Origin of the sequence: Sphingobium sp. RSMS (assembly GCF_005406185.4) — a bacterium.
In the GTDB taxonomy this organism is placed as follows: domain Bacteria; phylum Pseudomonadota; class Alphaproteobacteria; order Sphingomonadales; family Sphingomonadaceae; genus Sphingobium; species Sphingobium fuliginis.
The window spans coordinates 3,471,419-3,493,816 of sequence record NZ_CM191257.1; the positions used below are offsets into that span (position 1 = coordinate 3,471,419).

A 22,398-nucleotide genomic window follows, 5' to 3' on the forward strand; every position below is an offset into this window, starting at 1 on the left:
GAGGCTTGAGGGAGAGGGGGCGGCCTTGAGGCGGCCCCCCCTTATTCTGTCATCCCGGTTCCCATGGGCGGGGGTAAGCTTCACCCCAAGGGGGCACTCGCCCACCGCCGCAAGCGCGCATATAGCGCTGTGATGATGCCGAAGAAGGCGATCACCGAAAGCACCACGGCCCACGGATTTTCCCCCACCAGCGCCATGGGCGCGTCGCTGTCCGTCGCCGCGACGATCCCTGCGAAGGCGACACCGAACAGGCTTTCCCCGACAATGAAGCCGGTCGCCATCAGCACGCCCATGCGCTCGGCAAATTCGGGGTTGGACTGGCGCAGCGCCCAGCGAATGTAGAGATGCCCGATCACCGCGCCGACCGGGATCAGCAGGGTGAGCGCCATCGGCAGATAAATGCCCATGCCGACGGCCAGGGGCGGCAGGCGCAGCTTGCCCGCCTTGCCCAGCAGTTCGTCAATGGCGACCACCAGCACGCCGATGCCTGCGCCGAAGCCGATCAGGCCCCAGTCGAGATCGCCGCCCAGCACGCCCTTCGCCAGGGCGGAGATCAGCGCGGCCTGCGGGGCAGGGAGGGCGGTCGCCTTGGCGCCCGGCGCGCCCGCGAAGCCGAAGGCGCTGTTGAGCAGGTCCAGTACGGGCGGGATCACCAGGGCGCCGAAGATCACGCCCAGCACCAGCGCGATCTGCTGCTTCCACGGCGTCGCGCCGACAAGCTGGCCGGTCTTCAGGTCCTGGAGATTGTCGTTGGAAATGGTTGCGACGCCAAAGACGATGGCGGTCACGAACAGCGCATAGGCGATCAGCGCCTGCGCCTGTTTCGGGTCGCCGCCCGATCCGTAGATCGCCGCCAGTATCAGCGAGGCGCCCAGCACCGCCAGAATGCCGACGCCGGAAATCGGGCTGTTCGACGCGCCGATCAGCCCCGCCATATAGCCGCAGACCGAGGCGATGACGATGCCTGCCACCAGGATATAGGCCAGCGTCAGCACGATGATCGGCACCGGGTTGGCCGCGATCGGCCCGCCCTGCGCGAAGATCCACAGCAGCACCGCGATCGGCAGCAGCGAAGCTATTATGGTGCCGCCGACGATGCCGATGGGAAGGTCGCGTTCCGTGAGGTCTAGCAGGCCGGCATTGCCCGATTTGCGGACCTTCGCGGCGGCCATGGCCGACCGGATGCCGCTGACGATCGGTCCCAATATCTTGAGCAGGGTCCAGATCGCCGCGATGCCGATGGTGCCGGCGCCGATGAAGCGCGCTTTCATCCGAAAGGTGGTGCCGACCAGATCGGCCAGATCGGCGCCGGCCGCGAGCGGCGCGGTGAGATAGGGGACAAGCCCGACCCAGCTGATCAGCAGGCCGAAGAACATGGCGATGCCGACCGACAGGCCGACCAGATGCCCGACGCCGATCAGCGCCATGGAAAAGCTGGTGGAGACGCTGGACGCGCCCGCGCCGAATTTGAAGAAGGTCGCGGCCTCCTCCGCGATCAGCTTCGTCTTGGCGAGGATGGCGAAGGCTGCGGCGGCGATCGAGCTGGCGACGATGGCGGCCAGGCCGCGCCTGTTCTCCTCCAGCCCCTCGCGCGATCCCGCGCCGACCTTCAGCACTTCGGCGGCAGCTACGCCCTCGGGATAGGGCAGGTCGGACCCCGTCACCAGCGCCCGGCGCAGCGGCACCGAATACATGACGCCCAATATGCCGCCCAGCGCGATGGTGAAGGCGCTCAGCCAATAGGGAAAACCCTGCCACCAGCCGATGATGACGAGGCCGGGCAGCACGAAGATGATGGCCGACAGCGTGCCCGCCGCCGACGCGATGGTCTGCACTATGTTGTTTTCAAGGATCGTGCCGGTCGCGAACAGCCGCAGCACGGCCATGGAAATGACGGCCGCGGGGATGGAGGTGGCGAAGGTCAGCCCGATCTTCAGGCCCAGATAGACGTTGGCCGCCGTGAACAGCAGGGTGATAAGCGCGCCCAATATGACGCCGCGAAGCGTCAGCTCCGCCATGGGGGCCGCCTTGGCCGAATCACTTGTCACTCGTCTGTCCCCTTGCCTGCGGCTGTTTTATCAGCGTCCGGTAATAATGTTGCTTGGCCTTGGATCAATCGGAAAGTGCGCGCAGAGGCGTCAGGAGGAGGCGCCGGGCTTCAGGTCGGCTGCGGCGGCGGCATCCAGATAGGCGTCGACCAGCCGCGTCCAGAGCGTGTAGCCGCGCGGGTTCATATGCAGCCCGTCGGGTCGGAACAGCGACGCATCGGGCAGGCCATCCGGGGCGAGCAGCACGCGACCGACATCCAGATAATCGAAGCGGCTCACCCGCGCCCGTGCCGCGACCGTCATGTTCACCGCGGCCATTTTCGGCCACAGCGTCCAGCGGATCGGGCTGGGCTTCAGGGACAGATAGGCGATATGCGCCTTGGGATAGTCGGATCGGAGTTGCCTGAGCAGGGTCAGGACGTTGTTCGCGACCTCGGCCGGGGTGGCGCCTGCTGCCAGGTCGTTTTCCCCGACATAGACGAGGATGGAGCGCGGCTTCGCCTTGGGCAGCAGGCGCTTGTAATAATGCAGCACATCCGGCGTGGTCGCGCCGCCGAAGCCCCGGTTGACGGTGCCGATGTCGGGGAAGCTGCCGCTTATGTCCCACAGGCGGATGCTGGAGCTGCCCAGGAACAGGGTGGCGTCGGTGATCGGGGGACCGGCCTCATTGGCCCGGGCGAATGCCTCGATCTCACGCGAGAAGGGAAAGCTGGGGTCAGGATTGACCTTCAGCGCCGGCGCCTGCGTGGCGGCGTGCAGCAGGCCGCCGGACCCCAGCAGCAGGGCAAGGCCGATCAGCGCCCGGCCCGCCTTGAGGCCGCGCCTAGTGCCGATGCAGCGGGCGGAGCTGATATTTGCCGTTCGCATAGGTGCCGAACATGCCGGAAATTGCGGGATGGTCGACAGGTTCCTCACTGTCGTCCGCGACCAGATTCTGCTGGCTGACATAGGCGACATAGCTGCTTTCGCCATTTTCAGCGAGCAGATGGTAGAAGGGCTGATGCTTGTCCGGCCGGATGTCCTCGGGAATGGCCTGATACCATTCCTCGCTATTGGCGAAGACCGGATCGATGTCGAACACGACGCCACGAAAACCGAAGAGGCGGTGCTGCACCACGTCCCCGATGCTGAAGCGGGCGTGGACGATCGGCGGGGGGGTCACATCGGGTCCGAAAATCTGAATCATATCGTTCATATGACGCAATTTAGGATGCTTGCGGTGCGAAACAAGAAAAATGCTCGTCGCTGCTTGGCAAGGGTGAAATCATTCGCTAATGGCCGCCGCTCGACCGGAACGGCATGCGCCGGACCTTCTGCGGAGAGGTGGCAGAGTGGTCGAATGCACCGCACTCGAAATGCGGCGTGCCGGCAACGGTACCGAGGGTTCGAATCCCTCCCTCTCCGCCAACTACCCTCGCCAATTGGTACCAGCTGTGGCCAGAATCCCCGGTTCTCAGCGACTTATGGCGATCATTCCTCTCCAATCATAACCACCGATATTCGGTTGATGCCACCCTAGTGGGGGTAGCGGTCGGGGTATGATGCCTCGGGTATGGGGGTATTGTAGAGGACAGCAGCGCGTGTGCTGATTCCGCGTCGCCGCCACTGGCTGCTCCCGCACGGCTGAGCAACTTTCGCCAATCAATGTCAAACGATCGCATCTGCGCTGGGGGTGATTGAGCCCAGCGAAGAGCTGAGCCTAGCTGGTCTGAATCCTGCGCAATCGCAGGCTGTTGAGGAAAATTAGTTCAATGTTGACGGACGCACAGTGCCGGGCTGCTAAGGGCAAGGACAAAGCATACAAGCTGGCGGACACCGGGGGGCTATACTTGCATGTTTCGCCGACGGGCCACCGGTCGTGGCGTCTTAAATATAGGTACGGCGGCAAGGAGAGGCTGCGCACATTGGGCACCTATCCAGAGTTGGGCCTCCGGGATGCTCGCGAGCAGCGGGATGCGGACAAGCGCCTACTCAGGGAGGGGAAGGATCCCAACACTGAAGCGAAGCGCGTCGTGCTCGCCAATCGTCTGGCTGCGACTGACACGTTCGAGCTGCTCGCCCGCGAATGGTATGCAAAGCAGACGCCGCGCTGGAAGCCCGTCCATGCCAAGGACGTCATCGAGAGCCTTGAACGGGATGTGTTCGGTGACCTTGGTGCGCTGCCCGCAACCTCCATCGATACGGCCCATATCCAAGCCACACTTAAGAAGGTCGAAGATCGCGGCGCCATAGAGACGGCGCACAGGTTGCGCCAACGCATCTCAGCCATTTTCGTTTATGGCATCGGTGAAAAGCGTGTCACTGCCGATCCTGCAGCACCTCTCGCGAAAATCCTCAAGGCCAAGCCGCCAACGCGTCGGTGGCCAGCCGAGACTCAGATCAGAAAGGTGCGTGAGGTGCTGAAGATCGTGGAAGAGGCAGAGGTGACGCCAATTGTGAAGCTGGCGTCTCGCTTTCTGGCTCTTACCGCCCAGCGGCCAGGCATGATCCGCTGGCTGCGTTGGGAAGAGATCCACGACTGCAATTTGGAAGCTGACCAAAATCGAGATGCGATCTGGATCGTGCCTGCCGAAAAAATGAAGCAGGAGATCACGCAACGGCAGGATGACAGCTTCGATCACCCTGTGCCGCTTTCGCCTGCTGCAGTTGATGTTCTGCGAGAAGCCTGGAAGTTTAGCGCTGATAGCAAATACGTTTTTCCGGGCCAGCATTCTATTCAGAAGCCGCTGAGCGAAAATGCTCTGAGCTATCTATATCTACGCGAGGGCCTTCGCCGTCGCCACGTTCCGCACGGCTGGAGGTCGGCCTTTAGCACGATAATGAACGAGTGGGTCATTGAGAATGGTGGGCCGCGTGACCCCATGATCGTTGACCTGATGCTTGCACACATCCCGACGGGCATCAGCGCCAGCGAACTTCGTTACAATCGCGCAGGCTATATAGAGCGCCGGCGTAAACTCGCGACGATCTGGTCCGAGATGTTGCTAGAAGGCGCAAAGCCGGCCCAGGACATCGTCCAGGGCCGGCGGCGACGCAAGATTTGAGCGATCAGGCCCGGCGCGAGCGGCGGCAGCTCATCACCCAAGCCATAACTTCCGCTTCGACCCACATTTTGCTTCCGCCAATATAGAAGGGATCGGGGAAGCCGTTGAGCTTGGCGTAGCGGGTCGCGCTGGTCTGGCTGCAGTTGAGCAAGGCCGCGATCTGTTTGAGGCGAATGAACTTCTGTATGGTATGCGACATGGTGTCCCCCTTTTTAATGAGGACAGACTGGTTCGCTTTGGATCAGCTGAAAACCGGCATTATTGATTTGGAACGCGGATCACGCGACCCGCGCTGCAAGGATGGTTCGCACCGTGGCTGATGAGGGTGGCCGATACCTTCTAGGATCAACATCGTGGGTAGCTGGGAATTCCTTAAATACGCAATTGACGAAGCGCACAAATGGTGAAGGCATGCCGTTTTTGGCGTCACGTCCCGAGGGTTTGCGTGCGAACACGCGCTCGTAGATCTCAGCGAGATCTCTGACGAAAGCATCACGCTCATGATCCGCTCGGTTGCCGCCGACCATCACGCTCATGCCTTCCCGCTGCATCTCCTCATTGATCCGTTCATAGTTCCTCAGGATATTGTCAGCCTCGTTGTACAGTCCGGCAAGTGAAAGGCCGTGCTGCCATCGACCATCTGAGAGAGGATTGTCGTCACGCTTCGGTATTGTCTGCAGCATAAATTCGGCCGGAGGTACAAATCGGGCCCAGCGTCCGTGAACGGCTAGCGCCATATGATGTAGCGCTCTGCCTCTCAGCTGCTCGTAGTAGCCGGTTTCACGATCATGCTTGACCAGCTGATCAGTCAGTTGGTCAGCAGCCAGTGTGATGGTGGCAGCGGCGTCACGGATCTGCCGGATCAACGCGAGAAAGCCCGTCTCTTCCAGTCTCTCGTGGCCGCTCTCGATGGAAAGGAGATAGGCCAGGCACGACCAAGCCAGATCAGCATGACCTACCTTCCCGATGAGGTCAGCAGCACTTTGCGTTATAGCGACCTTACGGTGGGGGCTCTTCCGCCCCGGTACGCCGGCACCGAAGGCGGCTAAAGCAAAATCTCTATCAAATATCATCTTGGCAGTTGCGGGGTCTACGACCCTCTTGCGGAGTTCGTAGGCTGTCGGTGCGTGCAGTGGCTTCTGTGAAGGCATGGTTTCCTCGCCGTAATCGGGGAGGCCCAATTACGGCGACGAACGTAAATCAATGATTACATTGCGGAAATCCTTTCGACCCAAGCCGCATGTGCGAGGCGATAGTCTTCGGCCGCAGAGAGCAGTCCGGACGGATTTAAATCGGCCGCAACCAACCTCCGATGAGCCTTAGAAAGTCGAGCGTTGCGCCCGATTCGATCGTCCGTGGCATCCGCGAGCTGGTCGATAGTATAACGGAGGCGTGGAACGCCTGCTGCTGCGGCTTCAAGTGTAGCGAGGCGTGCCGGATCTAGCAGGGATGCTGCAGCGAGTTGGCATGCGAAGCGGTACACTCTCGCCGCGATCATCTTCGTTGCTATTGAGTAGCCCTGCATCGGCTCAGCGATGAGGGCGCTCAACGGCGCCTTTCGCAGCAATCGAACGGCCTGAAGCCCGGGGGCGAGATGATCCAGCTTCAATTGACGGTTCTCGCGACCAGTGATGTCGGCCGGGAAGGATGCGGAACGGTCCTGATCATTGCACACGATCAAAACTTCGGCAATCCGACCATAGTCTTTTAGAATTTGGCCGATAAAGCGGCTTGTCGGGGCATTTGTGGACACGATGCAGTGGAACACAATTTTCGCCCCCTGATTGTAGAGCAAACGCCATACCGAACTTAGGAAGTCGAGAATTGGAAGGTCAGCGCTCATGAGTCCGGCGCCGAGATCGAAGATCATCGGGGCGTCACCAGAGGCGTAACGGCGGACCCAATCCGGAGCGTCTGTAGGGCCGCTGGCCCAGTTGAGCGCAACCACATGATCTTTCCCGATGCCGCGGGTCAGTCCACGATTGCCGTCATCGACGTCAATCAACACGGGACGATGACCACTCAGCGAAAGGGCCGCCTCGAGGACGTTCGCGACTTCGGTCTTGCCAGCCCCACCCTTCGGGGTGATGGTGATATGAACCGTGAAGGCTTGCGCAGGGGCTATCATAGCGCCTTTGATGAGAGGGCTGTCAGTCATCGCCACCATCCACCCAGCGCTGACCGAAGAACGTCCCGTTAGATTGTGATGGCGGCGTTGCGACCGAAACTTTAGCCGATTTCTTCCTGGAACTGTTGGGCGTCCGGCGCGGCGGGACGGCCCCGCGCTCATCGCAAAGACGGCGGAACGCGCTCTCGACCGACTCTTCCTTTACAGAGCCATCGTGTGCCAGCGCAGCCGCGATGACTGCCCAGGTCATACCGCGTCGGCGTGCTGCCATGATCGGCTCGAACCTATCGTCCACCTTGCCGATGACGCTGTTGAGTGAGCGCTTGCGCTCGACTGGCGCCGCGAGGAGGCGATCAGCATCCCGCCGCCATTTGTCTATTTCCTTCATATGACTTTCCCCTTTCGACACTGGCGTAAGTCACACGGCGGGGCGGTGAATAGTTACCCCGGTTGAGGTGGTTGCATTTGGCGGCGTTCGTTGAATTTGGTGATCACTCTCGTTGACCACTACCCCGGCGGGGATCACCTCGGCTGCATGCCCGGTCTTTCGCCCGATCCTTACAACGCTGTGTGCAACTTTGTTCGACTGACCGAACGGATAGTGCGCAGGTGCTCTGACGGCGACCAGGAACTTCTTGGCGACGGCTCACATATGGCGTTACGCGGTGTCGAGTCGTGTAGCGCTGCCCGCACCGTTGTTGCCGCGTCAGTGACGCGCTCTAGACAACGGCCTGGCGTAGAGGCCGAATGCTCGGCCGACTCTCCGCTCGCGAATGCGCGACAGCCGAATGGAGCGCCTGTTGTCTATCGGGGAGCTATCTTTCCGAGCAAGCAGCTGCCGGGAGACGCGGCGCGAGTGAATGCCTCATGCTGCAGCGGGTTTGCGGATCGTCAGACTCCCAACCCGACGGATCCGCAAGCGGGCCGACTGGCGGCACGGCGGTACGCGCATGGCGGCCGGCATAGCCTCGCTAGTGGGAGAGCGGTAACCGGAGACTGGCTGATCTCCCAGCACCTTCATGAGGCGTTGGAGGAAGTGGCGAGGACCACTCCACGAAGTTGGCAACGCATATTTAGCGCCAGTCATGTGACTTGGTATTTCGCTGATACGCGGTGCCGTTCCAAGCCGACCGGCAGCGGGCGAGCCGCCCCATATCACGCCGCGTCGGCTGATGTCCCCTTGAAGGCGAAGCTGGCAGGGCCCGAAGCGGCCCATAGACGGCTTTGCAGATCCTTCGCGTCGGGAAATGCGTCGCGCGGCCATGTGGTTGCGCGGATCAAGATTGGCGGCGTCTTAGCCCTCCCCGTGGATCACGAGAAGAACCGTCCATCGCTAGGCTTTTGCAAGGAGACCGCACGGCGCGTGCCAATGCCGGTGAACTGCAATGCGCAGATCAAAGTAGCGACGAGGGGCCTGACAATCTGGCCGCATGGCCGGCCCCGGTATGAAGGTGGGAGCGGTAGGAGCTTTGTCGGACGCCCGGCGGACGGGCTGCCGACATTTGTGGAGGAAATAGGTGAGCAGGATGGGGCCTGTAACCAGACCCATGCGCTCGGCGGGGAACCTTCTCGCGCTGAAGGGGGATTATGAGCAAGAACAAAGCTGTCGATACGCGAGTGTCGATTACCATTCACGTCACCCCGCCCGAGGCGCGGCGCCTTGAAGTGGACGCTGCGAATGTGGGCAAGACACGAAGCGCCTTGGTTCGGTCGCGCGTCTTGCGCCAGCCCGAAGACGGGGCGCCGCTGATGGCTTGTCTCGCGCAGCTTCTGCGCATCCATCACCGTCTAGATGATGTCTGCCAGCTGGACGACCCAATTCGCCGTGAGCTGCTGGTCACGGTCCGGGCGCTGACCGAGGCGGCGCGTGCCGAGGCCGCGGAATGATCGTCAAGCTCATCAAGATCGCCCGCCAGCCTGGGCTGCCGACGAAGCTGCGCGACGATGTCTATGCACTTACCAGATATGTGGTTGATGCCGATCCCTGGGCGCTGGCGATCGCCGACAAAGATCGGGTGCGGTCGCTCTCCGAATATCTCCATCATGCGGCCGAACTCGGCGTTGAGCCTGGGGAGAAAGCCGGACATGTGGGCGCGCGAAATCTGATAACCGGCACTTTGCGAGAGCAACAGATCGAGATGCTCGCCACAGCTTCCGCCGCCCCGCGTGTCGAGTACCCGATGGTTCACATCATCGTGAGCTGGCGCAGTGGCGAGGTGCCAACAACAGAACAGGTCGACGAAGCGGTAGACATTCTGCTCGAGACCGCCGGGCTGGACCGCTGCGCTGCTATTTACGCCGAGCACGTCAACACAGAAACTCGGCATGTCCACATTGCCGCGCTGCGCATCGACAAGGCTACCGGTGCCGCCGCCGGCAGCGAATGGCTTGTGGACGATCTGCACCAGGCTATCGCCCTGGTCGAGGAGAGACAGGGTTGGTCGCCAGAACCCAACGCGCTTTATTATGCACGCGGGGGTGCCGTGTTTGACGCCAAGGCGCGTCGTTGGTCCGCCGGTCAGGATGGCGTCGAGCCTCCAATACTCGATTCCGAAGTCATGATCCGCGACCCCTCCGGCCGACGCGTCCGGACACGCGACCGAAACGCCATTGCCCCTGCCATGCTCGATCAGCGCGACAATATCCTGGGGGCGCTCTCAGCCAGCGCCAGCTGGGAAGAGTTTCATTGCCGCCTCTATGCGGCCGGTCTGTCGTATGAAAAACGGGGAAGCGGGGCTCGCATTCATCTGGGGGAGCAATCGGAGAAAGCATCACGTATTGCGCGCGAGCTGTCGCTCACGCCTTTGGAGAAGCGTTGGGGCGCCTTCGTGTCAAGCGAGCGCGGTCGCAACGGTCCATTCGAAGCTTATCGCGTCGCCCACAAGGCGCAGCTTGCCCGGCTTCGAGCAGATCGCCGGGCGGCTGTCGCGTCGATCCGCGACTGGGCGGAGGCGATGATCAAAGACTTGCCTCGCCGATCGGTCACCGCAGTCGCCGAAGCTGTTCGAGGAGAGCGCGATGCGGCCATTCGCCAAGTGGATGAGGCGTTCAGAGCCGCCATTCGGTCCTGCACCGATGCGCGCTTTATCAAGTTGGAAGAATGGAAGAAAGCTGGCGCGCCGCCGTTCCCTCCAGAAATCGCCTCACCCGCCATCCTGCTTCCTTCGTCCCCTAGCCGCGAGGCCGACTGGAGGGCTCCCGCAAGCCTCCGCCCTGAGACTGAGAAGTGGCAGACCCGTTACTATGATGCCGAGGATAGGCTGATGCTGACCGACCATGGCAGCATCATCATTGTTCATCAGCCCGATATCGTCGATGCGGTTGACGCGGCGCTTTTGATGGCGGCGGAGCGATGGGGATCAATCCGGGTACGGGGATCGGACGCGTTTTTGCAGAAGTGCGCTGAACGAGGCGCTGAACTTGGTCTGTCATTAGTGGGTCCGGATGGACAGCCGCTGGTGAGCGCATCGCCTGCCGAGTCGCGCCCGGAAATCGGCGCTGAGCCAGATCAACCGGTAGAAATGCCATTTGTCAGCCACACGGAGGATCCGGTTCGAAAGGCGACGATCCGGCAGCTAATGTCTGACCTTGACGACTTCGGTTATGTCCCGGTCCGTCGGCTTGCTGATGGAAATCTAGAGGTTGAATATGAAGAGGATCAGTTCGACCCCCAGCCGGCCTTGCATATGGCGGCGCTGTTCAACGAGGACGAAGATATCCAAGCGCTTCTCCGCCGCCAACGTGAAGCCATGCTCGATTTTGTTGAACGTGAACTCTGCGTTTGGCCGGTAGCGCTTGTGAAAGACGATGTCGTGAAGTCGTTCAGCGGCAGGAAGGATCGGCTTGGCCGCGCCGTTTTCCTGGCCTTCGATGATCCCGATTTTGCTATGATGTTAAGACGGGTCGAACAGGCTCGACGTGAACGCGAACGTGAACGTGAACATGAGCGCCGGGCAACGCGAGACGCTAGGCGACAGTTTTGGCAGGCTGCTCAGTTCGAGCAGCAGCGAGATAGATCTGATAGGTTCGCAGCGATCGAACCGGAAATGCCCACGCTGCCGCCCGTCCGGGGCGGCATCGGCGATTGAGTGGGAGAAAGGGTGGAAAACATTGTCTGTTCGGGACGAATGGGTTTGCCTCTACATGCGCGCAAAGGTCGGATGAGGGCTACCAAACGAAGCGCTTGCCAGTTGGAAAGCTTTCGAGCTGCACAATCAAGAGAAACCTCGTGAGGCATTTCGTTGGTTCTGCTGCCCGATCCTTTTAGACGCGTCCGCAGGGTATACGGTCAAGTCACATCGTCCAGGAACTCGGACCCGGGCGAAACGCCAGAGAGCATCAGGTGATCGCGTGCTCGGGTCGCCGCAACATAAAGCAGATGGCGCTCGGCATCTTGGACGGCTTCTAGCTCGGCCATGTCACCGATGCCGGCCAGCCGTTCGGGATCCGGGAGGACGTCCTCATCCAACGCCATGACCACGACTGCCCTAAATTCCAGACCTTTGGCGTCGTGTATGTGAATGACGGGCAGTTCTGTGCCGGCCGCCTTGACCGCGGCGCGGCCACGGGCAAGTTGGTGCTTGCTGCGAACTAAGATTGCAATTTCGGATTCGGAGATGCCTTCTGACAATCTGGCGCGCAACCAATCCGAAACACCCGTGATCTCGTCTTCGTGAACATCAAAAAGTTTGATCAGTGGCTCTGGACCGTCAAACACTGACACCGTTCCGCACCGCTGTTCCTCATTTCCGTCTTGATCGATGATTTCTGGCGTCAGCAGGCGATCAGCGGTGCGGCGGATCTGGTGCGACGTGCGATAGCAGACCTTCAGTACCTGCGCGCGGCCGCGCACGTCTAAACCGAGCTTTGCCCAAGAAAAGGGCAGGTGGAAGATGCGCTGTCCGAGGTCGCCGGTGAAGAATAACGCATCCGGCGAACCTGACCGGCTGACGGCGGCCAGAAATCGCGCTTGGGCGACGGAAAGATCCTGCGCTTCATCGATGACCACATGGGTGAAGGGCAGTCGCCCACCTTCGCTGATCCATTGGGTGAGGCGACCATATATGTTCGCAGCTGTTACGACACCGCGCAACCTTAGTCGTTCGCGCACGAAGGCGAAAACCTTCCACGCGCTTTCTCGCTGCTTTGGACCCAGCCGAGTGCGACGACCGACCCTCGGCACTCCTGCGTAGCTTTCCAGATTGTGTAATCCCCAAGCATCGACCAATTCGTCCCACTCTTCCAAGAGGAAGGCGGGGCTATGGCCGGCACCAAGTCCAGCCTCCACTGCGGCGTTAATTGCTGCCATAACCTGAGACGCAGTCGCCAGGTTAGGTTGCCCGAAGGCATGGGTATAGAGTTCGTGGGCGGCCTGATCGATAGCCCGCACCGTCAACCGCGCACGAATTTCCGGTGATGCGTCTGCCATCAGGTTGGCCTTGTCGGCGAGACTCGCAGCGAGCGGCTTCGAGAAGGTCGTGAGTAGCACACGCGCATTCGCCCCGCGCGCCAAATGAACGGCGCGATGTAGTGCGACGATCGTCTTCCCTGTGCCAGCCGATCCGGAGATGCGCGCAGGCCCGTTCCAGTCCCGCGTCACCGATGCGCGCTGTGCGGGATGCAGAAATACCACCCATTGAGCGAAGGGTGCGTCCAGCGCCGCCTTAAGTTCGTCGATCCCGTCGACCACACGGAATCGACGTTGTGCATCCGGATGCGTGAACGGATCTGCGCCCGCGTCAGCCTGAAGCCCGACATGGTCCTGCAGCCGGCCACCCGTTGCAAAGTCGAGCAGAGCCTCGGCCGCTTCATCCGGAAGGGACGCAAACAGACCATCTACGCTCGCTTCGTCAGCAGATCTGACCGCGTCCAGCCAATCGCGAGGTACGCCGACATTCAGCAGGTCGTCTTCGGACAATTGAGCAAATGGGCAATGCACCGCAACCGTGGCGGGTGCGGAACCTTCGACCATTTTAATAAAAGCGAGGCGCTCCTCTTTCCGCTCAACTACCTCGACTAATTGCATTGCGCCGGTGCGCTCGTGCGGTACCAGCTTGCGGCGTTCGGCCCAGCGATAGGCGCTGTCATGATGTCCGACCCACGCCAAGAGCGTGTGCTCGCCATCCTTGTGCAGAACGATCCGGATGTCCTGGCTGACGCGCGCCGTCCAGAAACCGGGTGCCGCCTCGACACGATGAATCGACAGGCCATTGCCGCTTTCCTCCTGGGCCAGATCGAAAGCGGTGATCTTCACCTGCTTCTGCTCGGCAGCAGTGAGGCGATCTAGCGCCTTAGTGAAGGTCGAAGCGTAGAGGAGTGTCATTTTAGATCAACGGCGTTCTCGACTGACTCCACCGCCACTTTGATGTCGTCCAGAGATGCGCCGCCTATGCCACCAAAACCCCCCGCGATGCGATCTCCCAAATCATCAACCGCATCACGCATCTTGGTAGTATTGTAGCCCGTGAACTCATTAAAATCGTTCCTGACGCCGCGGATCTCCTCGATCAAATCCTCGAGAAGGTCTGCTATCCTGTGCAAGTCAGCCATCGATCATACCCCCACCACCTTCATCACCTCATCTCCGAGGTGGTTGATCACCTTTACCGCTACCTTGCCCCCCTTGGGCTTGGGGAACGGCCTCGACCTTATGCGCTTCAGGCTTTCCCAGGCGTCGGCGTCGATCTCTGCCTTCAGCGTCGTTTTCAGCGCCTTGTAGGGATCGTTCGCGCCAGGGAAATAAGCGTGGCGGACGAAGAAGCTCTCATAACTATAGTCGGTGTCGATGAACCAGACGGCGATGTCATCGGCATCGCCGCTGACGATCTCGCCGCCCTTATACATGTCGACGCCGGCCACTTCGATGCTGATGCAGCCGTCGGGTTCCTCATGCACCTGAATGTCCGGTTCGCCGAAGACGGTAAACAGGTTGCCTGCGCCGGTGTTGGCGAGATCCGGCATGTGTAGGTCGGGGTTGATCCGGGCCTGCAATACGGTGAGCGCGCCCATCCGGTCGAACTCCGACGCATGGGCATCGAAGTTGAAGGAGGCAGCTATCAGCAGGTCGAAGCCCGCCTCCATCGCCTCGCGCGCGGCGGCGGTCAGGTCGGCACGCGCGACGGTGCCATATTCTGGGCCGATCAAAATGGCGGCGCGGCGGGTGGGGCTGTCGGCCAGCGTGTCGCTCTCGCCCTCGCTCGCCTGCCGCACCGCGCCCTCGGCGCAGATGAAGCGGCCGGGCCAGGGTTTCAGCGAGGAGAAGACTAGCCTGTCGGCCTTGTGCGGTTGCTGCACACCAGATCGTTTGAGATTTTCCAGCACCATCGCGGCAAAGTCGGCGCTTTCGGTTGCTGCGCCAGCCTGACGCCGACCCTCGGCAGCTTCCAGTTCGTCGAACAGACTGTCGTCCACATCCATTGCGGGGACGCGATGGGGCGACAAACTCTCGACCGTGAAGGGTCCGGCCACTCGGACGCGGCTCTTGTCCTCATAGGGCTGGTCATAGAGATATTCTGTGTCCGCGTTGGCGGCGATGGAGGCGTCGATCTCCTTCTGAAGGGCGATGCGCGTCTTCCACCATCGCGCATGCAAGGCGCCAACTGTTACGAAGCCCTCACCGCCCCCATGTGGAATGCCAGCCTTATCTATCTCGAGTTCGCGCGGGATTTGCCATTCTTCCCAAGCCGTGCCCAGCGCCTCATTTAAAGCCGCACGCAGAGGCTCAAGCATTCCCTGATGCGCTGCCCAGATTGTATCGATTTCGGCATTGTTGGCGATAGACTTGAGCGTGATGTGCGGCACGCGCTTATAGACGAAGCCCTGCCGAATACGGCCGTAGGTGGGTGCATTTGCGGGGACGGAGCGCGTCACTTCGCCCTCCTTCATCTGGCCTTCGCGGCTGTCGGCCAGCAGATACCAAGAATAGCGCGCCCCCATGATCCGCGCGCGGGCAAGCGCCAGCGCGACGCGGCTGGTGTCTATCGTGATCCAGCGTCGGCCCCATTGCTCAGCGACATACGCGGTGGTGCCCGATCCGCACGTGGGATCGAGGACAAGGTCTCCGGGGTCAGTCGTCATCAGCATGCAGCGCTGAACTACATTTGCCGAAGTTTCGACGACATACTGCTTTCCTAGGGCAGCTCGCGTATCTGTCCACAGATTATTATAAGGCTGAACTGGAAAGTCTGAGTGCCTCTGGACGTAATATGGAAGTTTTCCAATCTTTATAAGGCGATTTGCCTTGATCAATGTTTCCATGCCGCTGCGATTGGTTCTCCAGCTCTTTTTCGAAGTTTCAAAATTTTCGCCTTGAAACGTGAAAGGATATACGCAAGTCGGTGTAAAACCAGAAGAATACAAGGCTCCTCTGGCGAAAACATCGTCGCCATCTGGAACGAGAGCAGGATTTATCAGCTCTTCATTGGTGAGGCGGCGCGGTGTTCCGTCATTTCGCATCGCCCACGTGTATTCACTTCCGTCTCCGGTACCTTTGAAATTGAGGAGTTGCCTGTATTTTACTTGATCTTTTGATTTTGCATACCAGAGTATGAAATCACATACGGTCGGCAGTCCGCTCGCTCCCAGCGGACTGCTGGTGCGATAGCTAATCATCGACATCAAATTTTCGGAGCCGAACACTTCGTCCATAAGGGCGCGAAGCCTATGGACGTTGTCAGGGCCGATCTGGACGAACACCGACCCGCTTTCGACAAGAAGATCTCGTGCTACCGTCAGCCGGTCACGCAAATAGGTCAGGTAGCTATGGATGCCGTCCGCCCATGTGTCGCGGAACGCCTTCACTTGCTCCGGCTCGCGGGTGAGATGGTCGGCTTTACCGTCCTTTACATCGCGGCTGGTGGTGCTCCACTGGAAGTTGGAGTTAAACTCGATTCCATAGGGCGGGTCGATATAGATGCACTGCACCTGTCCCTTGAGCGCTTCGCGTTCAGCTAGGCTCGCCATCACCTTAAGGCCATCGCCGAGAATCATGCGGTTCGACCAATGCTGGTCATGCTCATAAAATTCTGTGCGCTGGGCTGGATCGATCCCATTGAAGTCGGCGAAGAGGTCTGGGGCGTCCTCGGGTTCATGGCGGCGCATGGATGCGCGCTTCAGGTCTTCCACCAGCGCCTTGGGGTGGATCTTCTCCTGAATGTAGAGCGGCGGCGCCTCTACGATCAGGTCGGACCAGTCGGCGACATCCTTGCCGCGCCAGACGAGCTGCGGGTCCAGATCTGGGTTGCGCCGCTCATAGGCAGCGCGGATCGGCGTCTTAACCTCCGGCGGCACGAACGCCTCAAGCTCCGCCGTCGGCGCGTTGAGCCGCGTCGCCTCATCGTGGGTAAGCGTTTCAACGGTAAGCGGCTTCTTGGCCATCAGGCGACTTCCTCAATTACATCTTCTTCATCGAGAGTCAGGCCGTCATCGTCCGCGTAACCCTCCATGGGTTCGTCTTCACTGAACGGCACTGGTTTGCCTTGGGCCCCAGCGGCAAGCTCAGCCAACGCAACTTTGCGCGCTTTCCAGAAGCCTTCGAAATCGTCAGCGCGGAGCGTCGTGGGTTCGATCAGATGCGACCGGAGAATGTCGTCGAGTGCGTCGGGGGAAAGGCCATGTTTTTCCTCAATGCGGGCGAGATAGACGCTGGGCGCATTGCCGCCGATGGCGATGTTGGTTCCCTTCGACAGTGCGGTCTTGTTGATGATGCTGTTATAGCGCTGCGGAGGTATTCCCTCCTTTTCGCACCATGCCCGAGGGAAAATATGGTGGATGTCCAGCGCGTCTGCGTAGACGGTCATCGTCTCCACGCCCTTGCCAGTGATGAAGTCACGGCAGCCGCTCCGCATCAAGAGAGCGTGAAATCCCTTATAGGCAGCTGAGAGGCGCGATCGGAGTGTATCTAGCCGCCTCGCCTGAAACGATGTATCGCCCACGGTGCGAGGAACCGGGCCGCCTTCCAACCAAGCGAGGAGGTCCGGCACGTCGCGCGCAATCTTCGTCTCGGTCGCTGAGCCGTAAAACTCTCCCAACACGCCTGCCCAATACCATTGCGCCAGCTTGTTCAGGGCCGCGGCGTTACGAAGATGCGACGGCAGCAATGCAAAGGTTGCGGCGAGCGAAACCATTTGTGGAGGATACGGCACGTCGCGACCCCAGAGGATTTTCTGCTCGTTCAAAAATTTGGCGACCTCGATGAAGCCAGCCTCAACCGCGTCCGCATGCTTTTGGTAAGCCGCGAGAGGAAGGCCTAATAACGCCTCGCGGGTACAGGTGATCGCGGGCACATCTTTGCCAGTGGCCCCGTTTGCGGCAGCTTGTAAACGCAGTTCGCGGGTATGCAGGACGGTGCAGGCTTGCAGGAAATCCGTAGACGCCAAGTCTGCAAAAACGCCCTTTGACGGCACCTTTTCCCGCAACCGACCGAGGCGGCCATGCTTGCGCTGCGTACCGGCCCAATCTTCTCGGAGGTCAAATCCCGCCGCAGCGTAGATTGCCGTGACCAATTCGAATGCGTCTAGCTTCTTGCCACCGACATTCACCTTTTCAAAGACGGTGCAGACAGCTTCCCTGCTATTGTCTTTCGACAGTTTGATGACCGGCATCGCGTATGACTGGATGCGGTTCAGCACTTCGTTCTGGAAGCGCTGGATTTCCTCCATCCGCTGTTCGCCCTTGGCACTCCAATGACTGATGCAGCCCAAGATCCAGGTGAGTGGGTCAAGCGTCTGGTTGAGCGGGAACAGCATCTGCTCATATTCCCGCTCAGCTGTGGAAAGATCGAGTTCCACATCCTTGCCGAAATTAATCATTCGGATGCGATCGGGCGGCACCATCTCGATCGCTGCCTCAATATCGGCCATCGGCTCCAAAGCGCCTTCGATACTCAGATAAAAATAGCGTTCGACCACTTGGCCCTTGGCGGTGCGGACCCGCGCCGGCTCCTTGGAATAGATCGTCTTGTAAAGGGAGGTCATCCGCTGCTGTCCATCCAGCAGTAGATGCTCCGGCGCGATCGAAGCGACCGAGGTTCCTTCGATCCCGCGCGGTTTGAATTCGATTGAGCCGCCCCGTTCGAGCGTTAGCAGCGCACCGACCGGAAACCCCTTGGCGATGCTTTCCAGCAACGACCGAACGTCGCCCTCATTCCAGACATAGTCACGCTGAAATTCGGGCAGTTGCAGCTTTCCGTCATGGATATGGCCCAGCAGCTCTTTCAGGCTGGTCTTGGTCGTATCGAAGCTCATGCGTTCACCCCACCCATTGTCATTTCATCAAGCCATGCTTCCACCTTCGCCGCGAACTCGGTGGCGATGGTCCAAACATCGGTAAATTCTGCATATCCCCAGCGACCGTGCTCAGTGAGCGCGTTAACGCCCGGCACCCACAGGGTCCGCATAGTTTCCGCCTTGTCCTTGTCGTCTTCGTCGCGGGCGCCCTTGATCTCCACGACGACGTTGAGCGGATCGTCGGCACCACATCCATCATCAACGCGCAAGATAAAGTCCGGCCGATACCGACGCGCTTCGCCGCCTGCGCTATACGGCACCTCGAAACCGAGATTGTGGTTTTTTACCCATGCCCGGACGCGCGGGTGTTTGTCAGCGACCCGGCAGAATTCCGCCTCCCAATCGCTGTCGATCACCGCATAATTGATGTGGCAGCGATCACCCGTCTCATAGCGATCCTTACTGGTCATGAAGCTGACGTGGCGGGTGCTGCCTTCGCGATTATACGGGTCGAGCATGGCGAGGATGCGCCCGCCGCCTTCCTGGCCACGAGTGATAGCTGCCATGATCCGGTCAGCCACGCGATCCGCGATGTTGTAATAGAGAAGCTGAGCGGGCTGAGTGCCGCCGGCCAGGACAAGGTATTCGGCCATCCATTGTCGCACGATCGACTTCATCTGGATGATCAGGCCGACATTGGGCCGTTCCCCGGCGTTGGTCATCTTCCGTTTCACGATCCATTCGGCGAGCTTTAGGTGGATCGTTGCTGCGCGCGTGTCGGCAAGGTGCTCGATCGTGAGGTCAGCCGTCTCGCCAATGATGCCAGAGTTGATGGTTTCGGTCGCTCCGACCAATTCTGGGGTCAGCTCGAGCGAGGAGTCTTGGGAGAATGCCGCTGACAGACGTTCGCTCGGTAATTCAGTGCGATATCCTTCAACACGGGGGTATCGGATTTCCGATCCATCGCGCGCGGGACTGATGGCATGCACCCGCTCCATATTTTCCGGCCGCTTCGGTGCAGCAACGACGGGTTGTGCGGTAAAGTCGAAGGGGATACCGAGCACGTCCGCATATTCAACAGCGAAGTGCCCGTCAGGCTGGATCTGATAGGATTGGCGCCGGAGGGCTCTGCCAATGACCTGCTCACATAGAAGTTGCGTTCCGAAGGCCCGAATGCCCAGCACATGGGTGACGGTATTGGCGTCCCAGCCTTCGGTCAGCATGGATACGGATACCACGCAGCGAATGCGCTCGCCCAGCTGCCCTTTTCTTCCTACAGTGTTCATCACCTCGCGCAGGATAGCGGCGTCATCAATCTTTTCGGCGGCGGCGCGGTCGCCGGTGCGTTGGATCAGTTCATCCTTGAATCGGGCGATCTCGTCTTTGGCCGCGTCCCGGAACTCAGTGCTGATCGATTCGCCACTTTCAAGCTGCTGGCTGTCGATCAGCAACGTACGCATTTTCGGTAGAGCCGTGCCATCCGGATCAAAGTTGCGGAAAAGGGCGCACTTTCCCGTGACCGGCGTCACATTGCCTTCGGCATCCTCAATTTCGTAGCCAGCGATGTAATCATGGACCAGCTTCGATGTGGCGGTGTTGTTGCATACCACGATGAACACCGGGTCGACGCCGACGCCAGCGTCCCGCCAGAGGGCGTGGGTTTTCTCATAGTGGCCATAGAGAGCGTCGATGGCGGTCAGCAGTTCGTTCGGCAGCTTTTGGGGATCAAGGCCCTTGGCGTTGCTTCGGCCTTTTTTCGGGAGCTGCTTTCCAATATGATCCCACAGGTTACGGAACATGGGCGTGTCGCCACCTGGCACATTGTCCATGACCGGTACGCGCGGAAGTTTCACGATGCCGCATTCGATCGCGTCCATCAGGCTGAAATCCGACATGACCCACCCAAACAGCGAACCTTCGCGATAGCCCGATCCACGCAGGAAGAAGGGTGTGGCGGAGAGGTCATAGACCATCGAGACGCCCAGCTCACGCTTGACCGCTTCGATGCCCGAGATCCACAGTCGGGCGGCTTCGTTATTCTCCTTGGCTTCCGCCAGTTCGTCCCCTTTCAGTTCCTCACCCGGAAGAGGAGGGCGTTCGCGATAGCAATGGTGCGCCTCGTCATTGAGGACCACGATGTTCTTCAGGCCCATCAATTGACCGGCCACACGCCGGATCATGGCCCCGTCGCTCTCTGGCTTTGGGGTGGTGCGCAGCGCGGCCTGCTGCACCTTGTTGAGGGGTAGCTCGTCCTTCTTCTTGAAGGCGTGATAATTGGTGATGACGATCTTTGCTCGACCAAGGTCGAGCAGCATGTCCTCCGGGACAATCTCGCGACTTTCGTAATAGCTGTCCGGATCATTCGGCTGAAGGACGCGCAGGCGATCTTTGATCGTAATGCCCGGTGCAACGATCAGAAAGCCCTTGGAGAAGCGCTTAGCGTGGGGGTGACGTACGGCATTGAGGGTCTGCCAGGCGATCAGCATCGCCATGACTGTCGTCTTGCCCGCGCCGGTCGCGAGTTTCAGCGCCATGCGCATGAGTTCAGGATTAGCCGCTTCGTTAGCGGCTTCCAGATGCGTCCAGAATCGGCGTCCCTGCGACGATGATCGCGGTGCCACCTCAGTCAGCCAGATCACCGTCTCCACCGCTTCAACCTGGCAGAAGAAGGGACGCTGATTGGCGAAGGGGTGCATGCGCCAATGGCGAAGCAAACGCGCGGTGGTGGGCGTAACCTGCCATTGGCTTTCCGGCAGGGTCCGCCAACTCTCTACCGCCGATCGGATGCCGTTAATAACCTCGGTGGGGTTGTATTCCTGACCCGTTTCATCTGCGAGCAGATCGGCTTGGATCGCCTTGCCGCGAACCTTTTTGGCCTTCGGGATGGGCGACACCAAGGCGCTCTGGCGGCGGCGGGAAACGACGACGCTGGTCGGCTGCCCGTTTGCATCCAATTCCCAGTGACGAGTCGGTTCGTCGTAGGGCGAGTTCAGAATAGGCGATTGAAAAAAGACTTCACTCAACTCAACGCCCCCTAAAACCGTCACGATTCACCTGCCCCCAGGTCCTAGTCCTGCATGGGTTTCGGAACCAGTCTCCGTCAAGCATCTTGCTGAAGAATTGGAAATATTTGATCACCGGATCGCCTTCTTTCTGTGGATTATGAAAGGGCACCACGGCGCGAAAAAGTGCCGGGCCGAACCGCTGGCCATCGCGCAGCGGTCGGGAGTTGCCTACGGTCAGTTTTGTCTCGCTTGATCGCAACGGCCGTCACACCCCGCGAATTCATCCAGTTGCGAGGAAATGCCTCAACTGAAATTTGTCATGGTTAGTCCTACGTCGTCGCAGTCGGTCTGAGGCGCGGTTCGCACTTGAGTCTGATTAGGCGCTGACTACTGTAAGCTCGCTACGGCCTCGTGCGACGGGCGTCACCTCAATCTTCACGGGGATCCGTTCCTTTATCTCGTCGACATGGCTGATAACGCCCACTCGGCGCCCGGTCGCATGAAGATGCTCTAGGACGGACAGGGCTTGGCCGAGGCTGGCGCCGTCCAACGCGCCAAATCCCTCATCGATGAACAGGCTTTCGATCTTGAGGCCCCGGCCGGTCGACATCTCGGCAAGCCCGAGTGCCAGGGCAAGGCTGATGAGGAAGCGCTCGCCGCCTGAAAGATTGTGTACCCCGCGGATCTCGCCAGCCATGTCATGGTCAATGACTTGGATAAGCATGTCGCCACCAGGAGCGCGTTGCAGTTCGTACCGAGGTTTGAGATCGCTGAGCCTTAAATTTGCGTGCGCCAGCAGGCGATCGAGCGTTAGCCCTTGGGCAAAGCGCCGGAACCGAGCGCCCGTCGCATCGCCGATGAGTTCATCAAGCGCGAGCCATACCCGTGCCGCGGCTCGCTCGCGTTCCAAGTCGGCACGAAGCTTTGTGGTCTGCGTCCGAACCTCAT

General features: G+C 60.1%; 16 protein-coding genes and 1 tRNA gene. 4 read left to right on the forward strand and 13 right to left on the reverse strand.

What is annotated here, in order from left to right; genetic code table 11:
• Positions 1 to 80: 80 nt before the first annotated feature.
• From EGM87_RS17020 to hspQ, 3 genes are all read right to left on the reverse strand, one after another.
• Positions 81 to 2,018 (reverse strand): OPT family oligopeptide transporter, encoded by a 1,938-nt coding sequence (locus EGM87_RS17020; RefSeq protein ID WP_410483118.1) that lies wholly within the window; start codon positions 2,016 to 2,018, stop codon positions 81 to 83.
• A gap of 120 nt (positions 2,019 to 2,138) precedes the next feature.
• Positions 2,139 to 2,915 carry a GDSL-type esterase/lipase family protein gene (locus EGM87_RS17025; protein WP_044661426.1) on the reverse strand — a complete coding sequence of 259 codons (777 nt, stop codon included), beginning with the start codon at positions 2,913 to 2,915 and terminating at the stop codon, positions 2,139 to 2,141.
• Positions 2,872 to 3,243, reverse strand: coding sequence for a heat shock protein HspQ (gene hspQ, locus EGM87_RS17030; RefSeq protein WP_025549362.1), 372 nt, complete (start codon positions 3,241 to 3,243; stop codon positions 2,872 to 2,874). The genes EGM87_RS17025 and hspQ overlap by 44 nt, the downstream gene beginning before the upstream one ends.
• Before the next feature lie 122 nt (positions 3,244 to 3,365).
• Here hspQ and EGM87_RS17035 point away from each other — a divergent pair.
• Positions 3,366 to 3,455, forward strand: a tRNA-Ser gene (locus EGM87_RS17035).
• 344 nt (positions 3,456 to 3,799) lie between these two features.
• On the forward strand, positions 3,800 to 5,092 hold the full coding sequence (locus EGM87_RS17040) for a tyrosine-type recombinase/integrase (protein ID WP_031286278.1): 1,293 nt from the start codon (positions 3,800 to 3,802) through the stop codon (positions 5,090 to 5,092).
• A 4-nt stretch (positions 5,093 to 5,096) separates the two neighbouring features.
• Here the strand turns inward: EGM87_RS17040 and EGM87_RS17045 are convergent, their stop codons facing one another.
• From EGM87_RS17045 to EGM87_RS17060, 4 genes are all read right to left on the reverse strand, one after another.
• Positions 5,097 to 5,291 (reverse strand): helix-turn-helix transcriptional regulator, encoded by a 195-nt coding sequence (locus EGM87_RS17045; RefSeq protein ID WP_020819346.1) that lies wholly within the window; start codon positions 5,289 to 5,291, stop codon positions 5,097 to 5,099.
• Positions 5,292 to 5,370: 79 nt separating this feature from the next.
• Positions 5,371 to 6,165 (reverse strand): hypothetical protein, encoded by a 795-nt coding sequence (locus tag EGM87_RS17050; RefSeq protein ID WP_137709499.1) that lies wholly within the window; start codon positions 6,163 to 6,165, stop codon positions 5,371 to 5,373.
• Between the two features lie 134 nt (positions 6,166 to 6,299).
• Entirely contained in the window at positions 6,300 to 7,250 is a 951-nt protein-coding gene (locus EGM87_RS17055) for a P-loop NTPase family protein (protein WP_125445813.1), read from the reverse strand.
• On the reverse strand, positions 7,243 to 7,608 hold the full coding sequence (locus EGM87_RS17060) for a hypothetical protein (RefSeq protein ID WP_020819343.1): 366 nt from the start codon (positions 7,606 to 7,608) through the stop codon (positions 7,243 to 7,245). Before EGM87_RS17060 ends, EGM87_RS17055 begins: the two co-directional genes overlap by 8 nt.
• A 1,199-nt stretch (positions 7,609 to 8,807) precedes the next feature.
• Between EGM87_RS17060 and EGM87_RS17065 the strand changes: the two genes are divergently transcribed.
• Positions 8,808 to 9,107 (forward strand): hypothetical protein, encoded by a 300-nt coding sequence (locus tag EGM87_RS17065; RefSeq protein WP_020819342.1) that lies wholly within the window; start codon positions 8,808 to 8,810, stop codon positions 9,105 to 9,107.
• Positions 9,104 to 11,308: a relaxase/mobilization nuclease domain-containing protein gene (locus EGM87_RS17070; RefSeq protein WP_137709498.1), complete on the forward strand. Its 2,205-nt coding sequence runs from the start codon at positions 9,104 to 9,106 to the stop codon at positions 11,306 to 11,308. Before EGM87_RS17065 ends, EGM87_RS17070 begins: the two co-directional genes overlap by 4 nt.
• Positions 11,309 to 11,508: 200 nt before the next feature.
• On the opposite strand, the gene EGM87_RS17075 is transcribed toward EGM87_RS17070, so the two are convergent.
• The 6 genes from EGM87_RS17075 to EGM87_RS17100 all read right to left on the reverse strand — a co-directional run bounded on the left by EGM87_RS17075 (position 11,509) and on the right by EGM87_RS17100 (position 22,360).
• The gene (locus EGM87_RS17075) at positions 11,509 to 13,542 is read right to left on the reverse strand and encodes a 3'-5' exonuclease (protein WP_020819340.1); all 2,034 of its coding nucleotides are present in this window, start codon (positions 13,540 to 13,542) and stop codon (positions 11,509 to 11,511) included.
• A complete protein-coding gene (locus EGM87_RS17080) occupies positions 13,539 to 13,769 on the reverse strand; it encodes a hypothetical protein (RefSeq protein WP_020819339.1) in 231 nt (76 codons plus the stop codon). Before EGM87_RS17080 ends, EGM87_RS17075 begins: the two co-directional genes overlap by 4 nt.
• A 3-nt stretch (positions 13,770 to 13,772) precedes the next feature.
• The gene (locus EGM87_RS17085) at positions 13,773 to 16,595 is read right to left on the reverse strand and encodes a site-specific DNA-methyltransferase (RefSeq protein WP_137709497.1); all 2,823 of its coding nucleotides are present in this window, start codon (positions 16,593 to 16,595) and stop codon (positions 13,773 to 13,775) included.
• On the reverse strand, positions 16,595 to 18,463 hold the full coding sequence (locus EGM87_RS17090; RefSeq protein ID WP_137709496.1) for a GmrSD restriction endonuclease domain-containing protein: 1,869 nt from the start codon (positions 18,461 to 18,463) through the stop codon (positions 16,595 to 16,597). The genes EGM87_RS17085 and EGM87_RS17090 overlap by 1 nt, the downstream gene beginning before the upstream one ends.
• Positions 18,460 to 21,468: a BPTD_3080 family restriction endonuclease gene (locus EGM87_RS17095; protein WP_031286275.1), complete on the reverse strand. Its 3,009-nt coding sequence runs from the start codon at positions 21,466 to 21,468 to the stop codon at positions 18,460 to 18,462. The genes EGM87_RS17090 and EGM87_RS17095 overlap by 4 nt, the downstream gene beginning before the upstream one ends.
• Before the next feature lie 358 nt (positions 21,469 to 21,826).
• A complete protein-coding gene (locus EGM87_RS17100; RefSeq protein WP_253719093.1) occupies positions 21,827 to 22,360 on the reverse strand; it encodes an SbcC/MukB-like Walker B domain-containing protein in 534 nt (177 codons plus the stop codon).
• Positions 22,361 to 22,398 lie beyond the last annotated feature (38 nt).

Bases quoted from the DNA above. Each gene is read 5' to 3' on its own strand.
- EGM87_RS17045 (WP_020819346.1), bottom strand. From the start codon at position 5,291: ATGTCGCATACCATACAGAAGTTCATTCGCCTCAAACAGATCGCGGCC.
- EGM87_RS17060 (WP_020819343.1), bottom strand. From the start codon at position 7,608: ATGAAGGAAATAGACAAATGGCGGCGGGATGCTGATCGCCTCCTCGCG.
- EGM87_RS17050 (WP_137709499.1), bottom strand. From the start codon at position 6,165: ATGATATTTGATAGAGATTTTGCTTTAGCCGCCTTCGGTGCCGGCGTA.
- EGM87_RS17025 (WP_044661426.1), bottom strand. From the start codon at position 2,915: ATGCGAACGGCAAATATCAGCTCCGCCCGCTGCATCGGCACTAGGCGC.
- EGM87_RS17080 (WP_020819339.1), bottom strand. From the start codon at position 13,769: ATGGCTGACTTGCACAGGATAGCAGACCTTCTCGAGGATTTGATCGAG.
- EGM87_RS17020 (WP_410483118.1), bottom strand. From the start codon at position 2,018: ATGGCGGAGCTGACGCTTCGCGGCGTCATATTGGGCGCGCTTATCACC.
- EGM87_RS17090 (WP_137709496.1), bottom strand. From the start codon at position 18,463: ATGAGCTTCGATACGACCAAGACCAGCCTGAAAGAGCTGCTGGGCCAT.
- hspQ (WP_025549362.1), bottom strand. From the start codon at position 3,243: ATGAACGATATGATTCAGATTTTCGGACCCGATGTGACCCCCCCGCCG.
- EGM87_RS17055 (WP_125445813.1), bottom strand. From the start codon at position 7,250: ATGACTGACAGCCCTCTCATCAAAGGCGCTATGATAGCCCCTGCGCAA.
- EGM87_RS17065 (WP_020819342.1), top strand. From the start codon at position 8,808: ATGAGCAAGAACAAAGCTGTCGATACGCGAGTGTCGATTACCATTCAC.
- EGM87_RS17085 (WP_137709497.1), bottom strand. From the start codon at position 16,595: ATGGCCAAGAAGCCGCTTACCGTTGAAACGCTTACCCACGATGAGGCG.
- EGM87_RS17075 (WP_020819340.1), bottom strand. From the start codon at position 13,542: ATGACACTCCTCTACGCTTCGACCTTCACTAAGGCGCTAGATCGCCTC.
- EGM87_RS17070 (WP_137709498.1), top strand. From the start codon at position 9,104: ATGATCGTCAAGCTCATCAAGATCGCCCGCCAGCCTGGGCTGCCGACG.
- EGM87_RS17040 (WP_031286278.1), top strand. From the start codon at position 3,800: ATGTTGACGGACGCACAGTGCCGGGCTGCTAAGGGCAAGGACAAAGCA.